The sequence below is a fragment of the Microcoleus sp. CAWBG27 genome, from assembly GCF_020883145.1.
Taxonomy (GTDB): Bacteria; Cyanobacteriota; Cyanobacteriia; order Cyanobacteriales; family Microcoleaceae; genus Microcoleus.
Genome location: NZ_JAHREU010000070.1, coordinates 17,308 through 38,787 on the forward strand (window position 1 = coordinate 17,308; position 21,480 = coordinate 38,787).

General features: G+C 45.2%; 15 protein-coding genes and 1 pseudogene. 9 read left to right on the forward strand and 7 right to left on the reverse strand.

All coding sequences use genetic code 11. The features are described from left to right. Positions 1–15: 15 nt before the first annotated feature. Positions 16–1,137, forward strand: a complete 1,122-nt coding sequence (locus QZ938_RS27425) for a flagellar assembly protein H (protein ID WP_293354722.1) — start codon at positions 16–18, stop codon at positions 1,135–1,137. Between the two features lie 142 nt (positions 1,138–1,279). Beyond that, the gene (locus QZ938_RS27430; protein ID WP_293354719.1) at positions 1,280–3,016 is read left to right on the forward strand and encodes a DUF3352 domain-containing protein; all 1,737 of its coding nucleotides are present in this window, start codon (positions 1,280–1,282) and stop codon (positions 3,014–3,016) included. 170 nt (positions 3,017–3,186) lie between these two features. Here the strand turns inward: QZ938_RS27430 and mrdA are convergent, their stop codons facing one another. Both mrdA and QZ938_RS27440 read right to left on the reverse strand, forming a co-directional pair. Then, complete coding sequence (gene mrdA, locus QZ938_RS27435; RefSeq protein ID WP_293354716.1) at positions 3,187–5,013, reverse strand: penicillin-binding protein 2; 1,827 nt, start codon at positions 5,011–5,013, stop codon at positions 3,187–3,189. 174 nt (positions 5,014–5,187) lie between these two features. Then, positions 5,188–5,481, reverse strand: a complete 294-nt coding sequence (locus QZ938_RS27440) for a hypothetical protein (RefSeq protein WP_293145389.1) — start codon at positions 5,479–5,481, stop codon at positions 5,188–5,190. Positions 5,482–5,594: 113 nt separating this feature from the next. Here QZ938_RS27440 and QZ938_RS27445 point away from each other — a divergent pair, with 113 nt between their 5' ends. Together QZ938_RS27445 and cysE are read left to right on the forward strand one after the other, a co-directional pair. After that, the gene (locus QZ938_RS27445; RefSeq protein ID WP_293145386.1) at positions 5,595–6,077 is read left to right on the forward strand and encodes a hypothetical protein; all 483 of its coding nucleotides are present in this window, start codon (positions 5,595–5,597) and stop codon (positions 6,075–6,077) included. Between the two features lie 253 nt (positions 6,078–6,330). After that, the gene (gene cysE, locus QZ938_RS27450) at positions 6,331–7,137 is read left to right on the forward strand and encodes a serine O-acetyltransferase (RefSeq protein ID WP_293354713.1); all 807 of its coding nucleotides are present in this window, start codon (positions 6,331–6,333) and stop codon (positions 7,135–7,137) included. Here the strand turns inward: cysE and QZ938_RS33175 are convergent. Together QZ938_RS33175 and QZ938_RS27455 are read right to left on the reverse strand one after the other, a co-directional pair. Further along, a pseudogene (locus tag QZ938_RS33175) lies at positions 7,090–7,359 on the reverse strand (hypothetical protein). The gene cysE and the pseudogene QZ938_RS33175 sit on opposite strands and share 48 nt — an antisense overlap. Then, positions 7,332–7,913, reverse strand: coding sequence for an Npun_F5749 family FMN-dependent PPOX-type flavoprotein (locus QZ938_RS27455; protein WP_293354710.1), 582 nt, complete (start codon positions 7,911–7,913; stop codon positions 7,332–7,334). Before QZ938_RS27455 ends, QZ938_RS33175 begins: the two are co-directional and overlap by 28 nt. A gap of 320 nt (positions 7,914–8,233) precedes the next feature. On the opposite strand from QZ938_RS27455, the gene QZ938_RS27460 reads away from it, so the two are divergent. After that, entirely contained in the window at positions 8,234–9,352 is a 1,119-nt protein-coding gene (locus tag QZ938_RS27460; protein WP_293354707.1) for a tocopherol cyclase family protein, read from the forward strand. 256 nt (positions 9,353–9,608) lie between these two features. Here QZ938_RS27460 and QZ938_RS27465 read toward each other — a convergent pair whose 3' ends face one another. Continuing rightward, complete coding sequence (locus QZ938_RS27465; protein ID WP_293145371.1) at positions 9,609–10,328, reverse strand: pentapeptide repeat-containing protein; 720 nt, start codon at positions 10,326–10,328, stop codon at positions 9,609–9,611. A 614-nt stretch (positions 10,329–10,942) separates the two neighbouring features. Here QZ938_RS27465 and QZ938_RS27470 point away from each other — a divergent pair. Then, positions 10,943–11,656: a tetratricopeptide repeat protein gene (locus QZ938_RS27470; RefSeq protein WP_293145368.1), complete on the forward strand. Its 714-nt coding sequence runs from the start codon at positions 10,943–10,945 to the stop codon at positions 11,654–11,656. 129 nt (positions 11,657–11,785) lie between these two features. On the opposite strand, the gene QZ938_RS27475 is transcribed toward QZ938_RS27470, so the two are convergent. Next, entirely contained in the window at positions 11,786–13,138 is a 1,353-nt protein-coding gene (locus QZ938_RS27475; RefSeq protein ID WP_293354704.1) for a peptidylprolyl isomerase, read from the reverse strand. A 239-nt stretch (positions 13,139–13,377) separates the two neighbouring features. Here QZ938_RS27475 and QZ938_RS27480 point away from each other — a divergent pair, with 239 nt between their 5' ends. Continuing rightward, a complete protein-coding gene (locus tag QZ938_RS27480; protein WP_293145362.1) occupies positions 13,378–13,929 on the forward strand; it encodes a peroxiredoxin in 552 nt (183 codons plus the stop codon). 351 nt (positions 13,930–14,280) lie between these two features. Here the strand turns inward: QZ938_RS27480 and QZ938_RS27485 are convergent, their stop codons facing one another. Beyond that, positions 14,281–14,820, reverse strand: a complete 540-nt coding sequence (locus QZ938_RS27485) for a phosphate-starvation-inducible PsiE family protein (RefSeq protein ID WP_293145359.1) — start codon at positions 14,818–14,820, stop codon at positions 14,281–14,283. A 372-nt stretch (positions 14,821–15,192) separates the two neighbouring features. On the opposite strand from QZ938_RS27485, the gene QZ938_RS27490 reads away from it, so the two are divergent. Both QZ938_RS27490 and QZ938_RS27495 read left to right on the forward strand, forming a co-directional pair. Beyond that, positions 15,193–15,795 (forward strand): superoxide dismutase, encoded by a 603-nt coding sequence (locus tag QZ938_RS27490; protein ID WP_293145357.1) that lies wholly within the window; start codon positions 15,193–15,195, stop codon positions 15,793–15,795. Between the two features lie 894 nt (positions 15,796–16,689). Beyond that, complete coding sequence (locus QZ938_RS27495; protein WP_293354701.1) at positions 16,690–21,030, forward strand: amino acid adenylation domain-containing protein; 4,341 nt, start codon at positions 16,690–16,692, stop codon at positions 21,028–21,030. Positions 21,031–21,480: the final 450 nt, after the last annotated feature.

The window sequence follows — 21,480 nt, forward strand, 5'->3', positions numbered from 1 at the left end:
CAAAACATTGACTTTATGACTAAGTTTCCCCACGATCAGTTTGCTAAAGAATACCTTCAAGAGTTATTGTCGCCTCTGGGAGAAGTAGAAACTAGCAAAGATGTCACTGCTGAAGTCAGAGAAATTGATGTCTGGTTTCAACCAACTTCTTTTGAGGGCGAATATGTTCAGAGTTTGGGTTTATTGGGTAAGATGGCTGCTACTGTAGCTGTCATTGAGCCGTTTCGCAATCCGGTTAATACTGAGGGAATCTTCAGTTGTGTGGTAAAACTATTAAATAGTAGGGCTAAACTGGGGCGGCAGACTAATCGAGAAGACCAGCGTTTAGAAGAAAGACAATTGCCGAGGTTGTGGATTTTAACTCCCACTGCTTCGGAACTTTTACTGGACAGTTTTGGTTTTCGGGTTCCCGAAGAGTCCGAGGGCTGGGGGAAAGGAGTTTATTTTTTAACTGAGGTTTGGAGAGTCGGACTAATCGCGATTCACCAGCTACCGAGAAGTCCCGAGACTATGTGGTTGCGGATGTTGGGCCGCGGGCGGGTACAGCAGCAGGCGATCGCAGAACTAAGTGCATTGTCTGTCGATAATCCACTCCGAACTAACGCGCTAGAATTATTGTACATCTTGCAGGCAAATTTGCAAGCGAATACACCACCTATTCCCGCAGGGGATGATGAAGATCAGGAGTTAGTTATGGCGATCGCACCTCTTTTTCAACAACATTTAGAAGCTGCACAACAACAAGGCAGAGAAGAAGGCCGGGAAGAAGGCCGGGAAGAAGGACAGCGGATGATTTTGGAGAGTTTTTTGCAAGTTAGATTTGGGGAGTTAGACCCACGAACTATCGCATTAATTCTACCGATTTCGGCTTTGCCTGTTGCCGAGTTCACCTTGCTGTTAGTGCAATTATCTACTCTGCCTGCGGGAGAACACGAACACCAACAAGTCCAAAATTTGTTGGCTGAAACTGTTTTCAAAAAATCTTTCAATCAAGCGGAACAGTTATCAGAAACTTCGGCTAGTATCATCCATGATTTGCTGGCTTTATCTCCCGAAATTTTATCATCTTTATTGGCAGAATTACCTCAATTGTCGATTGAAGAACTGACAGCTAGATTGGCACAACTATCGACTTAGAAACAAATAAACTGACGGGTAATAGCCTGTCAATATTGGGGCGGTTTCTCACAGACACCGCCTCTATATTTTGCAGGTGTCAATAGCTACGGTCATGCGCTACTGTAGTTAATAATAGACTGTGGTCATTAGTCCTTTTTGTATGAAGCTGCGATCGTTCTTTGCTTTCCTCATTGCTGGCGTCTTGGCACTCTTAGCCTTGAGTGCAGGCGGTTTTTACTGGCTGTCAACCAAAACTCCCCTAAATTTGCTCGCCGGTGGGCCGACAACTACTCCGGCTGCGGCTGTGTTTGTCTCCAAACAATCACCTGTGTTAGTTTCAATGCTGGTAAATCCCGATCGCCTCGAAGCATTGCGACAAATCTTTGCCTCTCCTGAAGAAAGAAGCCGATCGCACGCTGAATTCGAGCAAATCAAAAAAAGCCTCCTCGTCAATACTAACCTGGATTACAGCCGCGATATCCAACCTTGGATAGGTGACGAAATTACTTTCGCTACCACTACGCCAGATTTCGACGATCGCGAACTCAACAACGGCAAACAAGCCGGGTTTCTGCTAGCCGTTTCCTCCCAAAATGCCGATCGCAGTCAAAAATTTCTCACTTCCTACTGGCAAAAAGAATCTCGTAAGGAGAAAACAGTGCAGTCGGAACTATATAAAGGTGTCAAAATATATTATAAAGAGTCACCAATAACTAACCCCAAAAAAGATTCGATTTCGCCTTTTAACCCGCTTTCTCTACCGAATTCAACTTTGCCTCCCAGCTTTGCAACAGCAGCAATCGGCGGTAGTTCTGATTCAGGGAGTAACAGCACTTTTGTTTTATTTGCCAACAGTCCGAACGTGCTGCGAGATGCAATTGATAACGTAGAATCAGCAAACTCGAATCTCAATAACAGTCCTAACTATCAAAAAGCTTTGCAGCAGCTAACTCAAGGCAGAATAGCTTTAGGATTTGTCAATCTCCCGCAGTCGGCAACCAAGCAAAATTCCCAAGTTTCCCCCAATTCCCTCGCAGTTGCTATCGGAGTCAACCGACGGGGATTGCTGGCTCAAACTGCTTTGGTGACATCGCGAGACAAAACAGCAATTCCCACACTATCCGCACCAGTGCAAGCCTTGCAGTACATACCATCAGCCAGTCCTTTCACTGTGGCCAGCACCGATTTAAGGAATTTTTGGACTGATTTGTCATCGGCGGTGTCAACTAACGCAGAGGCTTCAAAATTAGTCGATCGCGCGATCGCAGATATTCAGCAAAATTCGGGCGTCAATTTGCCGCAGGATATATTTAACTGGGTACAAGGAGAATACGCTTTAGCCGTACTTCCGAGTTCGTCAAGCACTCCCGACTGGATTTTTGCGGCAGAAAAATCTGCTGATGCTCAAAAGGCGATCGACAAACTCGATGAAATTGCCCGCAGCAAAGAATACAGTATCGGCAACTTTACTCTCAGAAACCAAAAGATTACCGCTTGGACGCAGTTGACAACGAACCAGAGTTACGATGTAAAAAATAAGAGCAAAAGTGCGATCGAAACCGAAGCAAAAGGAGTTCGAGCCACCGTCGGCAAATACGAAATTTTCACCACTTCCGTAGAAGCAATGGACGCAGCACTCAAAGCAGCCGAAACAGGCTCTTTGGTGGCAAATCAAGATTTTCAAACCAGCATCGAACCGCTACCGCCAGCTAATGACGGTTATTTTTATTTAGACTGGCCCTCTAGCAGAGCAATTTGGGAAAAACAAATCCCGTTGTTGAGGTTAATTGAACTTTCTGCAAGACCACTTTTTGACCACTTGCGATCGCTCACTGTCACCAGTACGGGAGAAGTCGCAGGAATTCGGAAAGCTACAGTATTTATGCGGCTGAATTAGTTAGTTGTTAGTTGTTAGTTGTTAGTTGTTAGTTGTTAGTTGTCATATCGTGTCCGGTGGGTTGACCGCGATAAGATCCGTTCGTTCGTAGTGCGGACTTCAGTCCGCAGCATATTGCGGACTGAAGTCCGCACTACGAACAACAGTCAACAATGCCCCATGCCCCATGACTACTCAGGGGTTACTACTATGGGGTTGACTGGTGTTTTTGGCTTGCCAAAATAAGCTTGAAACACCTCTTTGGCGATCGGCGCTGCCGCGACAGAACCAAAACCGCCATTTTCCACAACCACGGCGATCGCAATTTCAGGCTTGTCCGCAGGCCCATAGGCTACATACAGCGAGTGATCCTTCTGTCCGATTACCTCCGAAGTCCCTGTTTTGCCCGCTGTTAGTGGAATTGAACCGTCATTGAGCCCCTGTCCCGTACCGTCGGTAACTACTGCCACGAGTCCTTCTTTAATCACATTAACTGTCGAAGGTTTCATCCCCGTAGGTACTGGTTTTGTCTCAGGCTTGCCAGTCAGAGAACTCAAAAGATGCGGTTTGACGCGATTGCCACCATTGGCGATCGAACCTACCATCACCGCCGCCTCCAAAGGAGTCACCAACACGAACCCCTGACCGATCGACATTGTTACCGTATCACCAGCATACCAAGGTTCTTTATAGATTTTTTCCTTCTCCGCCGGGGTCGGCATTTGACCGTAATCGCCACCGCCTAGGCCCAAAAGCTTCAAATCCGTATCCTTGCCAATGCCCAAGCGGTGTCCCCACTTAGCAATTTCCTCCGGCCCGGCACTCATCCCGATTTGATAAAAAAACGTATTGCTACTGAAAGCCAAGGCATCCCGAAAGCCGATGTTGCCGTAACCGCCACTGTGTTCGTTAAAATCAATTCCCCCCACAGTAATGTAAGACGAAGTACCAATAATTGAGTCCGGCGAAAACTTGCCCGACTCCATCCCCGCGACGGAAGTCACAATTTTAAACGTGCTACCGGGGGGATAGCCTTGCATGGTTCGATTCACAAATGGATTTTCTTCCTGTTGAAGAGTTGCCCAATCATCCTTACTGATTTTTCGCGTAAACAGATTGGGGTCAAAAGTCGGGTGGCTGGCCAAAACTAATACCGCACCAGTTTTCACATCAAGGGCCACTACTGCTCCCCGGCGGTTCCCCAGGGCTGTTTCGGCTGCTTTTTGCATGGACAAGTCTATGGTTAGCTGCACTGCCTCGCCCGGTTTGGGCGGTGTCTCTCCCATTAGCCGCAATTCTTGATTTTGGGCATTTACTTCGATCAGCCGATCGCCCCACACTCCCGCAATTTCCTTATTAGAACTCGCTTCTATGCCCATCTGACCGACAATCATCCCCATTGGATATTCCGGGTGAGCTTTCAAGTCTTCTGCGGTAGCTTCGCCAATATATCCCAAAACGTGAGCAGCTAAACTGCCTTCGGGATAGTAGCGGCTCGCTTCTGGCCGCACTTCCACTCCCCGCATTTGTCCCACCTGTTCTGCTAGCGGTACAAACAATTCTGGCGGCATCGCTTGCCTGATTCGCACCGGTCTGTAGGATAGAGGATCGACCTTTTTTAATTTATCTAATATTTCTTTAGCCGGGATTTTGAGCAGCGGACTCAACTTTTCTGCTGTCACTTTCCACTCTTCCGTCGTTTGTTCTTTTGGCCACAAATAGACCGATCGAGCTAAATTGTTAGCCGCTAGCAGCTTGCCTTTGCGATCGACAATGTGTCCCCGATTCGCCGGCATCGGTACTAGGCGAACGCGATTGTTTTCGGCTCGTTCTCGGTTTTGCTTGCCTTGTACCAGTTGCAATTCCACCAGCCGGCTAGCGTGCAGGCCCAGCAAACCGGTTGCTACTAGCATTAACACGATCGCCCGGTGTATCGGACGCGACTGTTTCTTAGGAGTTTCCAGAAAAGTTTTGTCATTCGAGCGAAATTCAGAGAGCGCAGAAATTTCTCGTTGCATTATTCTGTCTATAGGTAGATGTCAATTCCTAGATTTTAGATTTCTGATTGTCAATTTTGCAGTATACACGATCGCACCCGAGGCCCTTGCATAGGTCCAATTTGTACCAAGGGGAATTGACCGTTGGGCGAAGCGGAAAGATTGATAATTGGCTTTTGAATAACTAATAACTCCTCATCGAGCGCTGTCAACTAATCCCCCAAGCACCAAGAAATAGCCAGCAAAATCAAAGTCAGGCTGAGCCAAACCGGGAAATGGATCCACCCAGATAGACTCATAGGTAACAATAGCAAAGCCTCGGCGAATAGGGAAGCAATTGTCAATACAGAGGCAAGCAGTATCAAATTTATCATTTTGACACCGTACAATTGCGGATGCGAGCAGGGCGCGTGTGGCAGAACCGGGAGTGGCACGAGGAAGGGCGATCGCACAGGTGTTGTTCTGATAAAAATAAGGAAGAGAAACCAAGAGGTTTTGAACTAATTAAAAAAAAATGTGCTTCCTCTCCTAGTTCGGATTCTTGGGGCTGCGATGGGTGAATTCTGAGTTGTGATTTTAAGTTGTGACAGAGGAGTATTGCCATGTTGTTTAATCCGCGAGCTCATTTCAAAAACGCTGCGATCTTAGCTGCGACTTGTGCGATCGCCACCCACCCCGTTTTAGCAGAAACAGCCAATTTCGGCACATTAATTTTATCGCGAGGTTTTGGGGCGCCAACAGCAGCTTTGAGAGGTTCCACAGGCGGATCGTACTCTCTATCTGCCATTGCCAACGCCGATCGCCACAAAAACAAATGTTTGGGTTTTGCCACCCCCACCCCCGACCACATCATACAGTTGCAGCAAAACTTTTCCAAACTCACCATCCAAGTCAACAGCGGAGGCAAGGACACCACCTTACTCGTACAAGGCCCTGGTAACACCGTGCGTTGCGGAGACGATACAGGTCAGAATAAAGATGCTGGCATTGTAGATTCAGACTGGCAAGCAGGCTCATACAAAATTTGGGTCGGCACACTCGAACCCGGAGTCAAGTCTAACTATACGATCTCAGTACAGGAATAACGTGCATCTGGGTTTGACATTTGTAGTGCGATCGCACTGTCAAAAAAAGCTCCACAGGAATAAAACGCAACGGCACTGTGGGATGGGGACGATCGAATATCCTCAAATTTTCTCGAAATCTCCCCCAATCTCCTCCAGGGACACTCCCCCAATCTCCCACTCCCCCAATCTCGCGATCGGTCAATAACTTCCCCCGTCGAGTAAAATGTAAGATCGAAAGTGCCGTGTTTAACCAAAATTGGTAAATCCGAAAGTGCTAAAGACTCTTAGAGCTGACTTCAGTATTATTTTCGATCGCGACCCAGCCGCTCGCAACTGGCTGGAAGTTTTGTTTTGTTACCCAGGTCTTCAGGCCCTAGTGCTGCACCGCCTCGCACACTGGCTTTACGTACTGGGCCTTCCCTTCATTCCCCGCTTAATTTCCCACATTGCTCGCTTTTTGACCGGCATTGAAATTCACCCAGGGGCAACGATCGGCAAAAGCGTCTTCATCGACCACGGTATGGGGGTTGTGATCGGCGAAACTGCGATCGTCGGCGATTTTGCCCTAATTTACCAAGGTGTCACCCTCGGCGGCACAGGCAAGGAAAGCGGCAAACGTCACCCTACTGTGGGTGAAAATGTAGTTGTCGGTGCCGGCGCCAAGGTGCTCGGCAACTTGCTAATTGGCAACAACGTTCGCATCGGCGCCGGTTCCGTCGTCCTGCGCGACGTACCATCTGACTGTACCGTTGTAGGGATTCCCGGCCGCATCGTTTATCGATCGGGAGTGCGCGTCAATCCCCTAGAACACGGCAGTTTGCCGGATTCGGAAGCTGCGGTAATTCGCTCTTTAGTCGATCGTATCGAATCCCTCGAACAGCAACTAAAAACTTTGCAGGCTCAACCATCTGCCTCATTAACTTCTGTTTCCAATTCCCACAATTTCCAATCAGTATCAGAAGCTTTAAACCAAGCCAGCAATGTAGCCTTAGCCGAAAAAACCCAGCTAGTTACAACCCCTAGCTGCAAGTTAAAAGATAAAGCAATTCAAGAATTTTTCGACGGCACCGGCATCTAAAATTTGAATTGGGAATTGGGAATTGGGAATTGGGCGAAGCGAAGCGGAGGGATGGGGCATGGGACATTGGGCGAAGCGAAGCGGAGGGATGGGACATTGGGCATTGGAACTAACAACCAATAACCAATAACTAATAACCAATAACTAATAACCAATAACCAATAACCAATAACCAATGACTAATGACTTCTTTTTCAAGGATTGACCGATCGCACAAACCAATTGCCATCTCCGTCGCGCCCGTAAAGCGATCGGTTCTGGGGTTCCCCCCGCAACTCCAAAAAATCCACCGTTTCCGGTTCCAACAGCAGCAAGCAAAAATTAGGCAGCGGCTCGATCGCATCTGGGGAAGCACAATCAAAAGCAGTAGCCTCAGCCTTGTCTTCCCCAGGTTCGGGCCAACCAAATTGCGATCGAGCCCCCTCAGAAATCTCCTGCCAAGCTGTGCGGCGCGCTGCGTACAACTCTACATCTGGACAATCTGCCCCTGCCAAAAGTAGCTTTCCAGCAATCCGAAATTGTTCGCGAGTTTTAGGGAAATACCAGCAAATCTCCCCCCAAGGATAGAGATTAATTTCCTCTGCCTTTTGACTGCGAATATCTGTAATAAACTTTAACTGGTTGGTGTTTTCCAAAAAGCCTCGAAACACCACAGTGCGGTTAGCAGGACGCCCGTCAGGACGAACCGTTGCTAGTTGCAAGTAGCGGGCATAGGCAAGACTGCGGTTGCGGTGGAGCGATCGCGCTAAGGGCGATCGCCAAAGTGCTAAAGACATAATGAATATCCTATTATATGGGTAATTGGCGATCGGCAATCGGTAATTCACTGCTCCTGCTTGTTTCTTCTCCCTAATGACCACTAATATCATGTCCGCTCGGATAACCACAATCAGATTGGTTTGTAGTGAGGACTTTAGTCCGCATCCATCTGAGGACTAAAGTCCTCACTACAAACAGATTGGTTTATAGTGAGGACTTTAGTCCGCATCCATCTGAGGACTAAAGTCCTCACTATAAACATTTTTTATTTTAGGTAATTGACCTGACATTGTATGAGTAATGACCAATAAATCTCCTTTATTATATTAGTAATTGTATGTCAAATTCACCCTCAAAACTCAAAACTATTGAAACTCCCCACAGCGGCTACCACTGGGACGGCAGTTCCCGGCGCTTTTTTGAAGGCTGGTACTACCGAATAACATTACCAATTCACGGACAATCCTTTGCATTCATGTATTCCATAGAAGACCCCAGAGGGGGTCAACCTTACAGCGGCGGTGCCGCCCAAATTCTCGGCCCCAAAGATAGCTATTTGTGCCGCACCTTCCCCGATGTAAATAAGTTTTGGGCACAGCGAAACACATTGGGTTTAGGACATTGGGGCAAAACAGATTTACAAATTAAACCAGAATATTTAGAACCACAAGTATTCGACAGTCGCGTCCAAGAAGGCTATCAAGCTACTGCTACTTTGAATCAAGGTTATCTGCACGATCCAGGAACTGGCAATCACTGTTTTTGGCAATACGAAATCAAACCTGTTTACGGCTGGGGAAACTCCGACGAACTCCAAAAATCCACGGCGGGAATGCTATCTTTTTTACCAGTGTTTGAGCCTGGATGGCAAATTTTAATGGCTCACGGTTTAGCCACGGGTTGGATCGATTGGAACGGCGAACGCTATGAATTTAAAGACGCTCCCGCTTACACCGAAAAAAACTGGGGCGGTGCTTTTCCGCAAAAATGGTTTTGGATAAATTGCAATTGTTTTCAAGGCGAAAGCGATTTAGCATTAACTGCTGGGGGTGGCAAGCGGGGCGTGCTGTGGTGGATGGAATCGGTAGCAATGATTGGCATCCATTACCGAGGCAAATTCTACGAATTTGTGCCTTGGAATTCCCAAGTAACTTGGAATATTGAACCTTGGGGAAGTTGGAAAATGCAGGCGAGAAACAGCCAGTTTGAAGTTGAGTTAAGTGGCAGTACAAAGAGTTCTGGCACCTATGTGCGAACTCCTACAGCCAAGGGTATGGCTTTTTGCTGCCGCGATACGACGCACGGCGAATTGCGCTTGCAACTGCGAGAATTGTTGGGGGGAAATGTTGAAAAAAATGGCAAGCAGCGCTCTAAAATTATCTTAGAGGCTCAAAGTTATTTGGCAGGTTTAGAAGTTGGCGGCGGGCCTTGGGATGCAGTTTGGCGATCGAATTAAGTCATTAGTTATTGGGCATTGGGCATTGGGCATTGGGCATTGGGCATTGGGCATTGGGCATTGGTTATTGGTTATTGGGCATTGGTTATTGGTGCGAGCGTCCCCGATCGCAAACAACATCTGTCAACTATCAACTGTCAACTGTCAACTGTCATTAGTGCTGTCCCCGCTCGCGAAAAGCATCAGTCAACTGTCAACTGTCAACTGTCAACTGTCAACTGTCAACTGTCAACCGTCAACTGTATTCAGACACAATTCACTTTAAATTAAAGCCAATTTCTTCATTATTAATAGAGCCGTCCGGCATTATTGCCCCATTCAGCACCGCACCTCTGAGATTTGCTCCCGTTAAATTAGCGCCTTCTAGATTAGCATTGCTCAGATTCGTAACTTGCTTGGAACCTCGGAAAAAGAAACTGTGCAAGTCAGCATTTGTCAAATTAGTGTCTGCCAGATTAGCATATTGCAAATCAGCACCGTGCAGGGTCGCATCAGTTAAATTAGCTTGGGTGAGATTGCTTCCCCAAAGTCTAGAATCCAACAAATTAGCATCTTGTAAATTGGCGCGAGTCAGATTTGCCAAAGTCAGATTAGCATCCCACAATTTTGTGCGGTTGAAATTAGCTTCGGTTAAATTTGCTCGACTGAGATCCGTACCCAAAATATCAGCATTTGCTAAGTTAGCGTTGGTGAGATCTGCGTCAGAAAGGTCAGCATTTTTTAAATTAGCACCGGACAAGTTTGCGCCGCTCAGGTTGGCACCGCTCAAGTTGGCTTCTTGGAGATTAGCTTCTCGCAAATCGGCAGCGCTCAAATCGCATTGCTTCCACAGAAAGCTGACGCACCAATTATCTTTTAATAGCTGACTCAGATCCTCCGCATTCGCGGCCAGAACCGGAGGTGTTAAGTAGAGACTGAACAGGACGATCGCGAATACTGTCGCGAAGAAAGTTTTTAACGTCAGAACTATTTTCATTGACACTGCAATAGATTCTTGATGTGTAATCAGAGCATATCAAAGAATAAGCAACTTTCATCGGCAATATTACTCAAAAATATTAGTGAAATGTCGATCGCCCTTAGCCCAGCCCCCAACTTAACCCGGCCAGTTACGGGTGAATCGTCTTACCTAGAAAACGGGTTGCTTCACAGATGCGTCGGTGCTACAGATGTTTTTTCCCTAAACCCTGTATCAGATGCTCGCAAGTGCGATCGGAATTTACTGATAGCATATCTTGCGACAATGTAATAAGCTGTTGCCCATTTAAATTGTATATTTTAATAAACTATTCTCCTCCACCGTCAAATATTCTCCACATCTTGCTCTCTCCCTCTTTCTCTGGTGAATCTGGCCAGCAAAAATAAATTGTTCAGTTCGCTTAAAACTACGAAATTTAGGGGTTTATAGACGCAAGTATCCTTAATTGTGACTGGCATCACGAACTAAACCCAACTGTCATCACACAAATCAATCCCCGAGCATCACCAAATCTCCTCAAACTTATCACCTCTGTGAGAGTACGGATATCACTGTCAGTAGCTGACAATATGCAAGAAAATTAGAGCATACAGTTAAACACCCGCCCTCCCATGCGTACTATCCCCTTTCTCCCGAGTCAATTAGCTGTCACAACTATTTTCAATTCGATCGAATTTTTGGGATTCGCCAATACTTCAGGTAAAGTATTTTCGGGCGAGCAAGCCCAAGCGCGACAAGAGGCAAATTTAGACGTTAGCACCAAGAAGGTTTACAGTGCAGCTTTAAAAAGTCTCGAACAAAAAGACTTGCACGCTGCGATTAAAAATTTCACCGCCACAATCAACATTAATCCGCAATTCGCACCAGCTTACAACGATCGCGGTGTTGCCCGCTACAGATTAGGCGACAAACAGTCTGCGATCGCAGATTTAACTACCGCCATCGAACTCAATCCCTATCGAGCCAAGTATTACAACAATCGGGCGTTTATGCTAGCTGGCTTAAAAGATTACGCTGGGGCGATCGCAGATTACAACTCAGCACTCCTGCTCAAACCCAATTTATCTCAAGCTTACTTCAACCGAGGCACTATCCACCTGCAAATGGAAAATTCCCTCGCAGCACTAGCTGATTTTGAATCAGCAATTCGCCTCGATCGCAATTTTGCTAAAGCTTACTTCAACCGAGGAGTGACTAGATATAAATTGAGAGAGGTGCAGGGAGCATTTGAAGATTTTCAGAAAGCAGCAGGGCTATTTAAGCAGCAATCGAGAATGGATTGCTATCAAGATGCTGTCTCTAAACTCAGAAAGTTATGTTATTAATTAAATTTGGCATAAGCCATAAAAAATAGATTGTACAACCAGGGGCTGGCATCTAATAAAAGATATGGATATTGAGCCGAAAAGCATTAGAAATTGGGTCGAGTTCAACTCAACCCAATTCACTTAAAATTACCCAATTCTTAAGGCTGCATCGCCAGTGGGCAGGTCATTAGGACGAGGAACAATCGGAGACAAAGGAATTGCAAAAACTGCATTTCTGACGGAATCGACCGTAGCATTTTTTACAATAGCAGGAGACCCAGCTAAGTTAATTAAAGTATCGCTACCAGATTGAGTGAATGTGGTATCCGATAATTTTCCTGTCAAACCAATGCGATCGCCTTCACCTGGTTTAAAATCAAGTATTGTATGATTCGTTGGGAGTAGGAGAATAAAAGGCAGACTCGCAGGATCGACTCCAACCAAAACAAAAGTATCTGCACCATTACCTCCAGTCATAGTATCGTTGCCCGTATCCCCAATCAAAATATCATTGCCATCGCCACCATTTAAGACATCATTCCCTTGCCCACCCCTTAAAAAGTCGTTACCAGCATCGCCATTAAGAGTATCGTCGCCGAAATTTCCGTTGATAATATCGTTGCCAACACCACCGCTAATTAAGTCGCTACCTTTGCCACCTCTGAGAAAGTCATCGCCTGCTTCGCCGGTGATAGTGTCGTTGCCTTTGCCGCCGTTGATGGCATCATCAATCGATGAACCGATAATGCGATCGTTGGCACTACCTCCGCGCACGCCGCTGGGGTTTTGCTGAGAGTCTTGGGCAGTGACTTGATAGTTGTTCGGCGTATTAGGCAAGTTGAGCGATCGCAAAGGCAGATCTACAAAATTGGTATTATTGATAAAACTATTCAACACAGCAGCATTGGGAATAATACTCGAAACCCGACTGGGAACAATCCCTGCAACGACTTTAGCAGTCGAAATGCGATCGCCCTGCTGCACCGCATTAACCGTATCAAAACCTTGAACTACATTGCCAAAAACAGCATAATTGCCATCCAAAAACGGCAAAGCATCTAAAGTAAAATAGAACTGCGAAGAAGCCGAATTCAAAGCACTAGAACGAGCCATTGCCACTGCCCCTTTCGTGTGTGGCAACTGTGGCTTTTCGGTCACAACTTGGTTGTAAACTGGCTGTGCTGCCCCTTGCGGCTTGATTTCCAAAGGAATAAAACGCGCCTGATTAGTATCCGGATCGATAAAATTACCCGTTCCCAATTGACCCGCCGGAATGCTAGTATCCTTGCTGCGCGGATCGCCCCCTTGCACCACAAAAGGATCCGGCTGGCGCACAACTCGGTGAAACATCACCCCATCGTAGGTGCCACGTTCAACTAAATCAACAAAATTTCCCCCAGTAATCGGCGCATTAGTGCCGTCTACTTCGATTACCACCGGTTGACCATTAATTACCTGGACTACTGTAACTTTGCCTGTTAACGGGAGTGCAGCGCTCATAAGTAAATTTCTATTTGAGTGAGTGATATTTCGGTTTGATACCAAATCCTGGTTAAATGTTCCCTTTATTTCTTAGCCCGCAGCAGCGAGCTTCCTCTCTATAAAAGCGGTTTTAACCGCCGAATCATCAAAGAGGCGGGTAACTCGGATTTAGTATTAGAAGCAATTCGCCAATTGCCCCTACCCATTTAATCAGAAAACTGTAAACTTGTGTTAAGTACAGTTCTACTTGTTAATTTATGATTTCCCGGCGCAAGTTTTTTAGCACTTTATTGGCAATTTGTCTAGCCTTTGTGAGTTTCAATTTTGCCCCTCCAGCCTTGGCCCTCGGCGGCAAACTGCCGGCGGTGAATCAAGCTGCACCAGACTTTAGCTTACCGACAAACAGCGGCGACGGGCAAATCTCGCTGTCCGATTATCGCGGGAAGTGGCTGGTAGTCTACTTCTATCCCAAAGATTTTACATCCGGTTGTACGATCGAAGCGCGTCGATTCCAGCAAGACTTGCCGAAATACTTAGCAAAAAACACTCAAATCATCGGCATCAGCGCCGATGATGTCAACTCCCACGCGGAATTTTGCGATTCTGAAGGCTTAAAATTTCCGCTATTAGCAGATACCGACGGCAAAATAAGTAAAGCTTACGGTTCTTGGATGAGTTTTATCTCATCCCGCCACAGTTTTATTATTGACCCAGAAGGAATTTTGCGGGAAACATTTGTCAAAGTTAATCCCGCCATTCACTCCAAAGAAGTGTTAGCTCGTCTAGGCGAATTGCAGGCGAACAGCTAATATTGTGTCACCTCGAATAACCCAAATCAAATAGGTTCGTAGTGAGGACTTTAGTCCTTCTCCTCTATTTTCATATAACTAAAGTGCTGACCGCGAACCGCAATCAAATAGGTTCGTAGTGAGGACTTTAGTCCTTCCCCTCTATTTTCAGATGACTTTAATCCTCAATACAGGTTCGTAGTGAGGACTTTAGTCCTTCCCATGTTCGTAGCGAGGACTTTAGTCATTCCCCTCTATTTTCATATGACTTTAATCCTCACTACGAAAGTTATCATGGTTATTTTACAACAGACGATAAATTGTAACCATACAAGCTGTAGAGCAAATTTCAAATCGCCTGTCTCGCCATACTCAATGAGAATTGAACTTACTATTTACCGTCACAGGCTCTGAAGAAGATTCCGGCTCTGACAGATTTCTTTTTCGGCTAGCAAAACGGCGTTCCGGGTCAATTCCCTCAAAAGTTGGTGGCAACCAAACTCGGATGACCAACAATATTCCCAAAACCAGCAAAAATCCACCTGTTGACAATATTTGAACCCAGGGAGTTTCCAGAACACCCCGCACGATAACTTCTCGCAAAACAGAGACAATACAAACTTCAACCGCCACACCAATTGAAACGCGCTGCTCTTGCAAATAAATAATTAAAAGCCGAAATAATTCCACCAAAACTAAGAGAAATAGAATGTCTGCTGTCACTTGCTGAAAATTCAAAGGAGGCAGCAGCGAGAAAAACATTTCTCGCAGTTCCAGTACCATGAAACAGAACAAACCAATACACAAAGAAATAACAATTAAGTCTTGAACTGTTTCCAGACCGCTGACTATTAGTTTCAAATTCAACCATTTAGGAGGAGAATTGGTCTGATTGTTTGAACGGTTTTCCATTGGCTGCTCCGGCAATTTGTTGGACTTGCTTACAGCTTAAGTTAAATTGAGCTTATATTTGATAAAAAACAGGTTTAATTTATTTATAACCATCATTAAAATTCTGTCTAGTGACAATTTCCTACCAACTTTTATATATTGCCCAGGCGGGTTGACTTTTAGGCAATGTTTGTGCTATGTGAAACCTGGTATTAGTAGATTTGGTGAAAAGTAGAATTCAAGCTTCTAAAATGCTGCAATTGAGATAAAATATGAGAATTGTCAAAAATTAATTACGACAGCTTGATAAACTCAAGCTAGCGACTCTAGGCTCAAATCATACAAAAGCCGGAAAGTCAACCCAAAAAAGCCACCAAGAGAGGATTGAACACAATGGCATTTACACTCGCACCATTACCCTTCGCCGCTGACGCCCTAGAGTCAGGTCATATGTCGGCCAACACGTTTTCGTTCCACCACGACAAGCACCATGCTGCTTACGTGACCAATCTCAACAAACTGATTGAAGGCACCGAACTAGCCAGCAAATCCCTAGAAGAAATTGTAATGGAATCTGCCAAAGATCCATCCAAAGCCGGCATCTTCAACAATGCAGGTCAAGTTTGGAACCACAATTTCTTTTGGAATTCCCTCAAAGCGGGCGGCGGCGGCACTCCGACAGGAGCTTTAGCTGATAAAATCAATACCGACTTTGGCAGCTTCGACAAATTCAAAGAAGAATTTAAGGCTGCTGCGACAACTCAGTTCGGTAGTGGTTGGGCTTGGCTGGTTTTGGACAACGGTACTTTAAAAGTTACCAAAACTGCTAACGCTGACACCCCGCTAGCACACGGCCAAACTCCTTTGCTGACTTTGGATGTGTGGGAACACGCTTATTATTTGGATTTCCAAAATCGCCGTCCCGATTACATTGCTAATTTCCTAGACAATTTGGCTAACTGGGATTTCGCAGCAGCAAATTTGGCTGCGGCTTAGTAACATCTGAGTTTTAGAACGGAAGTCCTCACCACGAACTTTTATCGGTTTGTAGTGAGGACTTTAGTTTTTGTTTCCGAGGACTGAAGTTCTTGGTACTAATACCGGTAATGGGTTATGGGTAATTGGTAATTGGTAATTGGTGAGGGGCTTTTAAGCTTTTAACCTGAAAGCTTTTTTCTGATTTCCGACTACGGATTACCGACTATCGATTACCGATTATCCTAATACCATCTTTCAGAAATCGTGCGACATAACAATTGTTGAATTTGTTGATTTTTTCCGATGTGTAAGGTGCATCGCCAGTCGAAAAGTCGATTAAATGCGAGGTCTTGAAAGAGAGCGACACACTCTAAAAATACAGTCGCATCATTTTTAACAAATGGTATAACTTAATAGGTTCGCTTAGTCCTGTAAAAGTAATGATGTAATTCGATGTAACCATTTCTATATAAGGATTAAGAATGCGAAAAACATTAATTGTAGACCACTAAGTAGGTCGGCGCTGTAAAATGCAAATATGTAAACGATTGTAAAGTATTGAAATACACATCTAGCAGCACTCGTTAACCTTGTTTACATATCGTTACATAATAAAGTTTAATCTCGCCTACCTACTTACTGAAAAGGATGTAAGAATAGGTGTGGTATTTTAGGAATTTCCACTGCCTTGCACGGTATCTTAACCTGTGCAGATCGAGCCATGTGTGCCAGGGAAGGGATAGTAAAGACCTCCCGCCCTCGCAAAATCGGCACGTTTCTCCTTGCTATGGCAATTTTGTTGTGACAGATAGATGTGGGGACAGATAAATGTGTGGACAGATAGATGTCTGGAGAGATATATTTTAAATATTGGGTGCAGAAACTTTTAACATAACTTTGGGAGTCTAGAAAATGACAAAAAATGTATCGGTAGTGATTCCATCTTATAATTGCGCCCAATTTTTACCGGAAGCGATTGAGAGCATTCTGGAACAAAGCTACCCTCCGTTTGAGGTGATCGTAGTAGACGATGGCTCTACTGATGATACGAAAGAAGTCTGCGATCGCTACCCGAAAGTAACATACGTCTATCAAACAAACCAAGGTGTGGCGGCTGCACGCAATACTGGCCTGCGGGTTAGTACGGGAGAGTATATTGTTTTCCTGGATAGTGATGACTGCCTTTTACCTGAAGCGATCGAGATTGGAGTCAAGCATCTCAACGCCCTGCCAGAGGTGGGCTTTGTCTTTGGTCGTTATTTCTTCTATTCCATTCAACCTGATGGCTCCTACAAAGTAGAAGAGAAATATGAGAATCAGCCTGAAGTTGCTAATTATGAAACTATTTTAGCTATCCGGCATAGGATTCAATGCGGTTGTATTATGTTTCGCCGTGCTGCCCTCGATACTGTCGCCATTGAGTCTATCGGTGCATTTGATCCAAGTGTATTAGCGATCGAAGATTACAATTTATGTTTGCGAATTGCCCGTAATTTTCCTGTCTATTTCCACGGTGAAGTCGTTTCTCAATATCGCTACACTGGCAATAATATATCCAGTAAATCGACCTACTTTCTGATCCATGCAATTCGAGATCATTCTCAGCAACGGAGTTACGTTGAACAAACTAAAAAAGAAGAATATCTAGTTGCCTATGAAGAAGGAAAAAAACACTGGACTAAGATTTTTGGCGATCGATTGCCTTACGAAATCCAGAGATATATACGAGCTAAAGAATGGGTCGCAGCCTTGGGGATCCTGAGATTAATCTTGTATTACGATCCCAAATTCCAATCTATCGATCGCGAAATCTACGAAACATCCTATGCAACTCTGATGTCAGAGCTACGAAAGCTCCCCTTGCAAGACTCCTTAGCCTATTGGAAAAAACAACTTGCTGGAGCCCCTCCTTTATTACCCCTACCCACTGACAGACCGCGCCCCCCAGAGCAATCCTTTCGGGAAGCTTCTGTGTCTTTTGGCATTTCTGGGGAAATCGCGACTGCCTTAGGTATATTGGCCGAGCAGGAAGGGGTCACTCTCTCAACAACCCTGTTAGCCGCCTTTAATATTTTGCTGTATCGCTATACAGGTACAGAAGACGTGATTGTTGGCTCCCCTTTTGTGAGCCGTGTGAATTCAGAAAATTTTGTGAATGCTGTCCCCCTTCGTACAGATATGTCCGGCAATCCCACGTTCCTAGAGTTTCTGGGACGAGTGAGGAAAGTCGTTTTGTTAGCGCAAGCCTATCAAGATGTACCCTATTGTTTGTTGGTCGATCAATTTTGTCCCGAGATCGATTTGAGCTATTCTCCTCTGTTTCAAGTGACCTTTGTCTTTGAGGAAAATATTCCCTTCCAAACGATCGATGTGTCAAGATTAATAGCAAGTCCTTGGGTGATTGAAAATAACGAAGGGAAGTTTGACTTAACTTTGTTCTTAAAACCAACCAGCGAAGGATTGGAGGGGAGTTGGTCTTACAGCACGGATTTGTTTGATGCAGAAACCATTGAACGAATGAACGAGCATTTCCAGATTTTGTTGGCTGGGATTGTGGCTCATGCAGAACAACCGATTTCTGCATTGCCGTTGTTGCCAGACAAAGAGAAAAATGTGTTGCTTGTGGAATGGAATCAGACTCAAATAGATGAGTCACAATATCGATGTCTCCACCACTTAGTGACTCAACAAGCAGAAGCAACTCCAGAGAAAATAGCGGTTTCCTTTGAAGGTCAAACATTAACTTACCAAGAACTGCATCAACGCTCCAATCAACTAGCCCACTATTTACAAAAAAAAGGGGTAAAGCCAGATGATTTAGTTGGCATTTGTGTCGAGCGTTCTGTGGAAATGCTGGTGGGATTATTAGGTGTGCTGAAGGCGGGCGGAGCCTATGTTCCCATAGATCCGAACTACCCGGACGATCGCGTCGAATACATGATCGAGAATTCCAAAGCCAAAGTATTGTTAACACAACAGCAGCTTGTCAAGAACCTGCCTGCCAAAGCAGCCAAAGAAGCATTGGTCATCTGTGTGGATGCCGATTGGTCTCTCATTGTCCAAGAGAGTCACGAAACACCGATCGCAAATGTTACGCCAGAAAACATGGCCTACGTCATTTACACGTCTGGTTCTACGGGTAAGCCCAAAGGCGTACAAGTTCTTCACCGCGGGGCAGTCAATTTTTTACGTTCGATGCGCGAGCAACCAGGAATTTGTGAGGCGGATATTTTGCTGTCTGTCACCACTCTCTCGTTTGATATTGCAGTCTTAGAACTGTACTTACCCCTGACTGTGGGAGCCCAGGTTGTCATCCTGAGTCGGGAAGCTGCCATGGATGGCAGAAAGTTATTAAAGACGATCGTCCAATTGGGGATTACGATATTGCAAGCTACCCCAGCCACTTGGCGATTATTGCTGGAATCGGGTTGGGAAGGTAACTCCCCGATGAAAATGCTCTGCGGTGGGGAAGCCATGCCTAAAGAATTGGCTGCCCAATTGTTAGCCAAAGGTACGGAACTTTGGAATATGTACGGGCCGACAGAAACAACAGTTTGGTCAACGGTTTATCAAGTCAAAGATGCCGAACAGCGAATTTTAATTGGTAAGCCGATCGCCAATACCGATATCTACATCTTAGATCCTCTCCTGCAACCCGTTCCCATTGGGGTGGCTGGGGAATTACATATTGGTGGTTCAGGATTAGCCCGGGGCTATTTGCAGCGTGACGATTTAACCACAGAGAGATTTATTCCTAATCCATTTCGTCCAAGCGAACGAATCTACAAGACGGGGGACTTAGCGCGTTATTTGCCAGATGGAAATATTGAGTGTTTGGGTCGCCTAGATTTTCAAGTCAAAATTCGCGGTTTTCGGATCGAACTCGGTGAAATCGAGTCTGTTTTGGTCAAAGATCCCAAGGTGCAGCAAGCGGTGGTCATCGTCAGGGAAGATGTTCCAGGCGACAAGCGTCTAGTAGGCTATATTGTCTCCCTCAACAATCAGAACCCCACCATCCAAGAACTGCGAAGTCTGCTCAAGGAGTACGTACCAGAATATATGGTGCCATCTATCTTTGTTTTCTTGGAAGCTCTACCCCTAACACCTAATGGTAAGGTCGATCGTAAAGCTCTACCCGTACCCGAACAATCTCGCGAAGCAAAACCAGTCGAATCCGCCACACCCAATCCTCCCGCTCCCTCCGAGACGACAAATAAAGTACAGCAAGAAAAGCCAAGAGAATTGGCCCGTCCCCAGGATGATTTGGAAATTCAACTCATCAAGATTTGGGAAAAAGTATTGCATACTTCACCCATCAGTACCACAGATAATTTTTTCGAGTTGGGAGGACATTCCCTATTAGCGATATCGCTAATTCGTGAAATAGAGGAAACCTACAAGAAAGAGCTATCTTTAGCTATTCTTTTCCAATCACCAACGATTCAGCAGTTGGCTAACACCCTTCGCGAAGAAGGATGCTTGTCTTCTGCACAGGCTTTAGTCACGATTCAGGAAGGCAGTTCCAAACTACCTTTATTCTTCATTTACGGCATATTTCTTTACTATGATTTGTCAAGACACCTCGGCAAAGACCAGACCTGTTATGGAGTTTATCTCAACGAGGAAGTCAGTATGTTCCAAAAGGATAAACTTGACAAATCACCAACGGATTTAGTGAGTGTTGCAGATATGGCAACTCGCTATCTCAAAGAAATCCAAAAACATCAACCTAAAGGGCCTTACCTCCTAGCGGGTGAGTCATTAGGTGGCTTAGTAGCCTTTGAAATGGCACATCTACTTCATTTACAGGGTGAGGAGGTAGCTTTACTGGGTCTTTTGGATAGTGCGATTCCAGGAAAAAACAAACTGTCATTCAGCCAGAAGCTGGCTTTTCATCTCAAAAAGCTGCGCCAACAAGGGCTTCCCTATTTGTTAAAAAAGATCCTAAAATCGAAGACTAAATCGACTTCTGGCATGATGATTAATAATCATAAGGTAGATCCTGGAGTAGAGTTTCGGAATTACGCTTTCAACAGTTACAAGCCACAACCTTATCCAGGCAGGGCTGTTTTGTTCCGAGCGAAGGATGAAAGTCACTTTAGCACTTTGGAAAACTGGAAGGATCTGGCAGTTGGAGGATTAGACATATATGATATCCCTGGAGATCATCTAAGTATTCTTCAAGAACCCAATGTCCCTGTCTTGGCCGAAAAAATGAAAGTGCATATCGATCGAGCCTTAGCAAAACTTTAGGCTGTTGAGTTGAACGACTTATAAAAGCGATTCAACAGGCTATGACATCAAGCAATGCCTTAACGCGCCGCCAATCTGGCGGCGCAAATCCAAGCTGAAGATGGGATTGCCAATGCAGTTGCTATCGTACAGAAAATCTAAAATCGTGGGACTGTTTGCGAATAACCGGTATTCGACTGGAGGAATTCAAAAGGGAGCATCTCATTTTTGAAAAAAGCATTTTTTATTATAGTGCGAGCACTCGCTCTTCGGGGATAGCACTCTAGTAAATGCAAAACTGAGATCCTCCCATTCAAAATCCCGTAAGTCATTCCCGAATCTAAAACCCACATTCCGCAGATATTCGATCGGATTTAATTTTCAAACAAATCATAATTTTCAAAACCTGAGATGGTTGCTATGCAATCATTTGAGGTTTTTTAAGGTATAATGATTTGTCGCCGTGCAAAG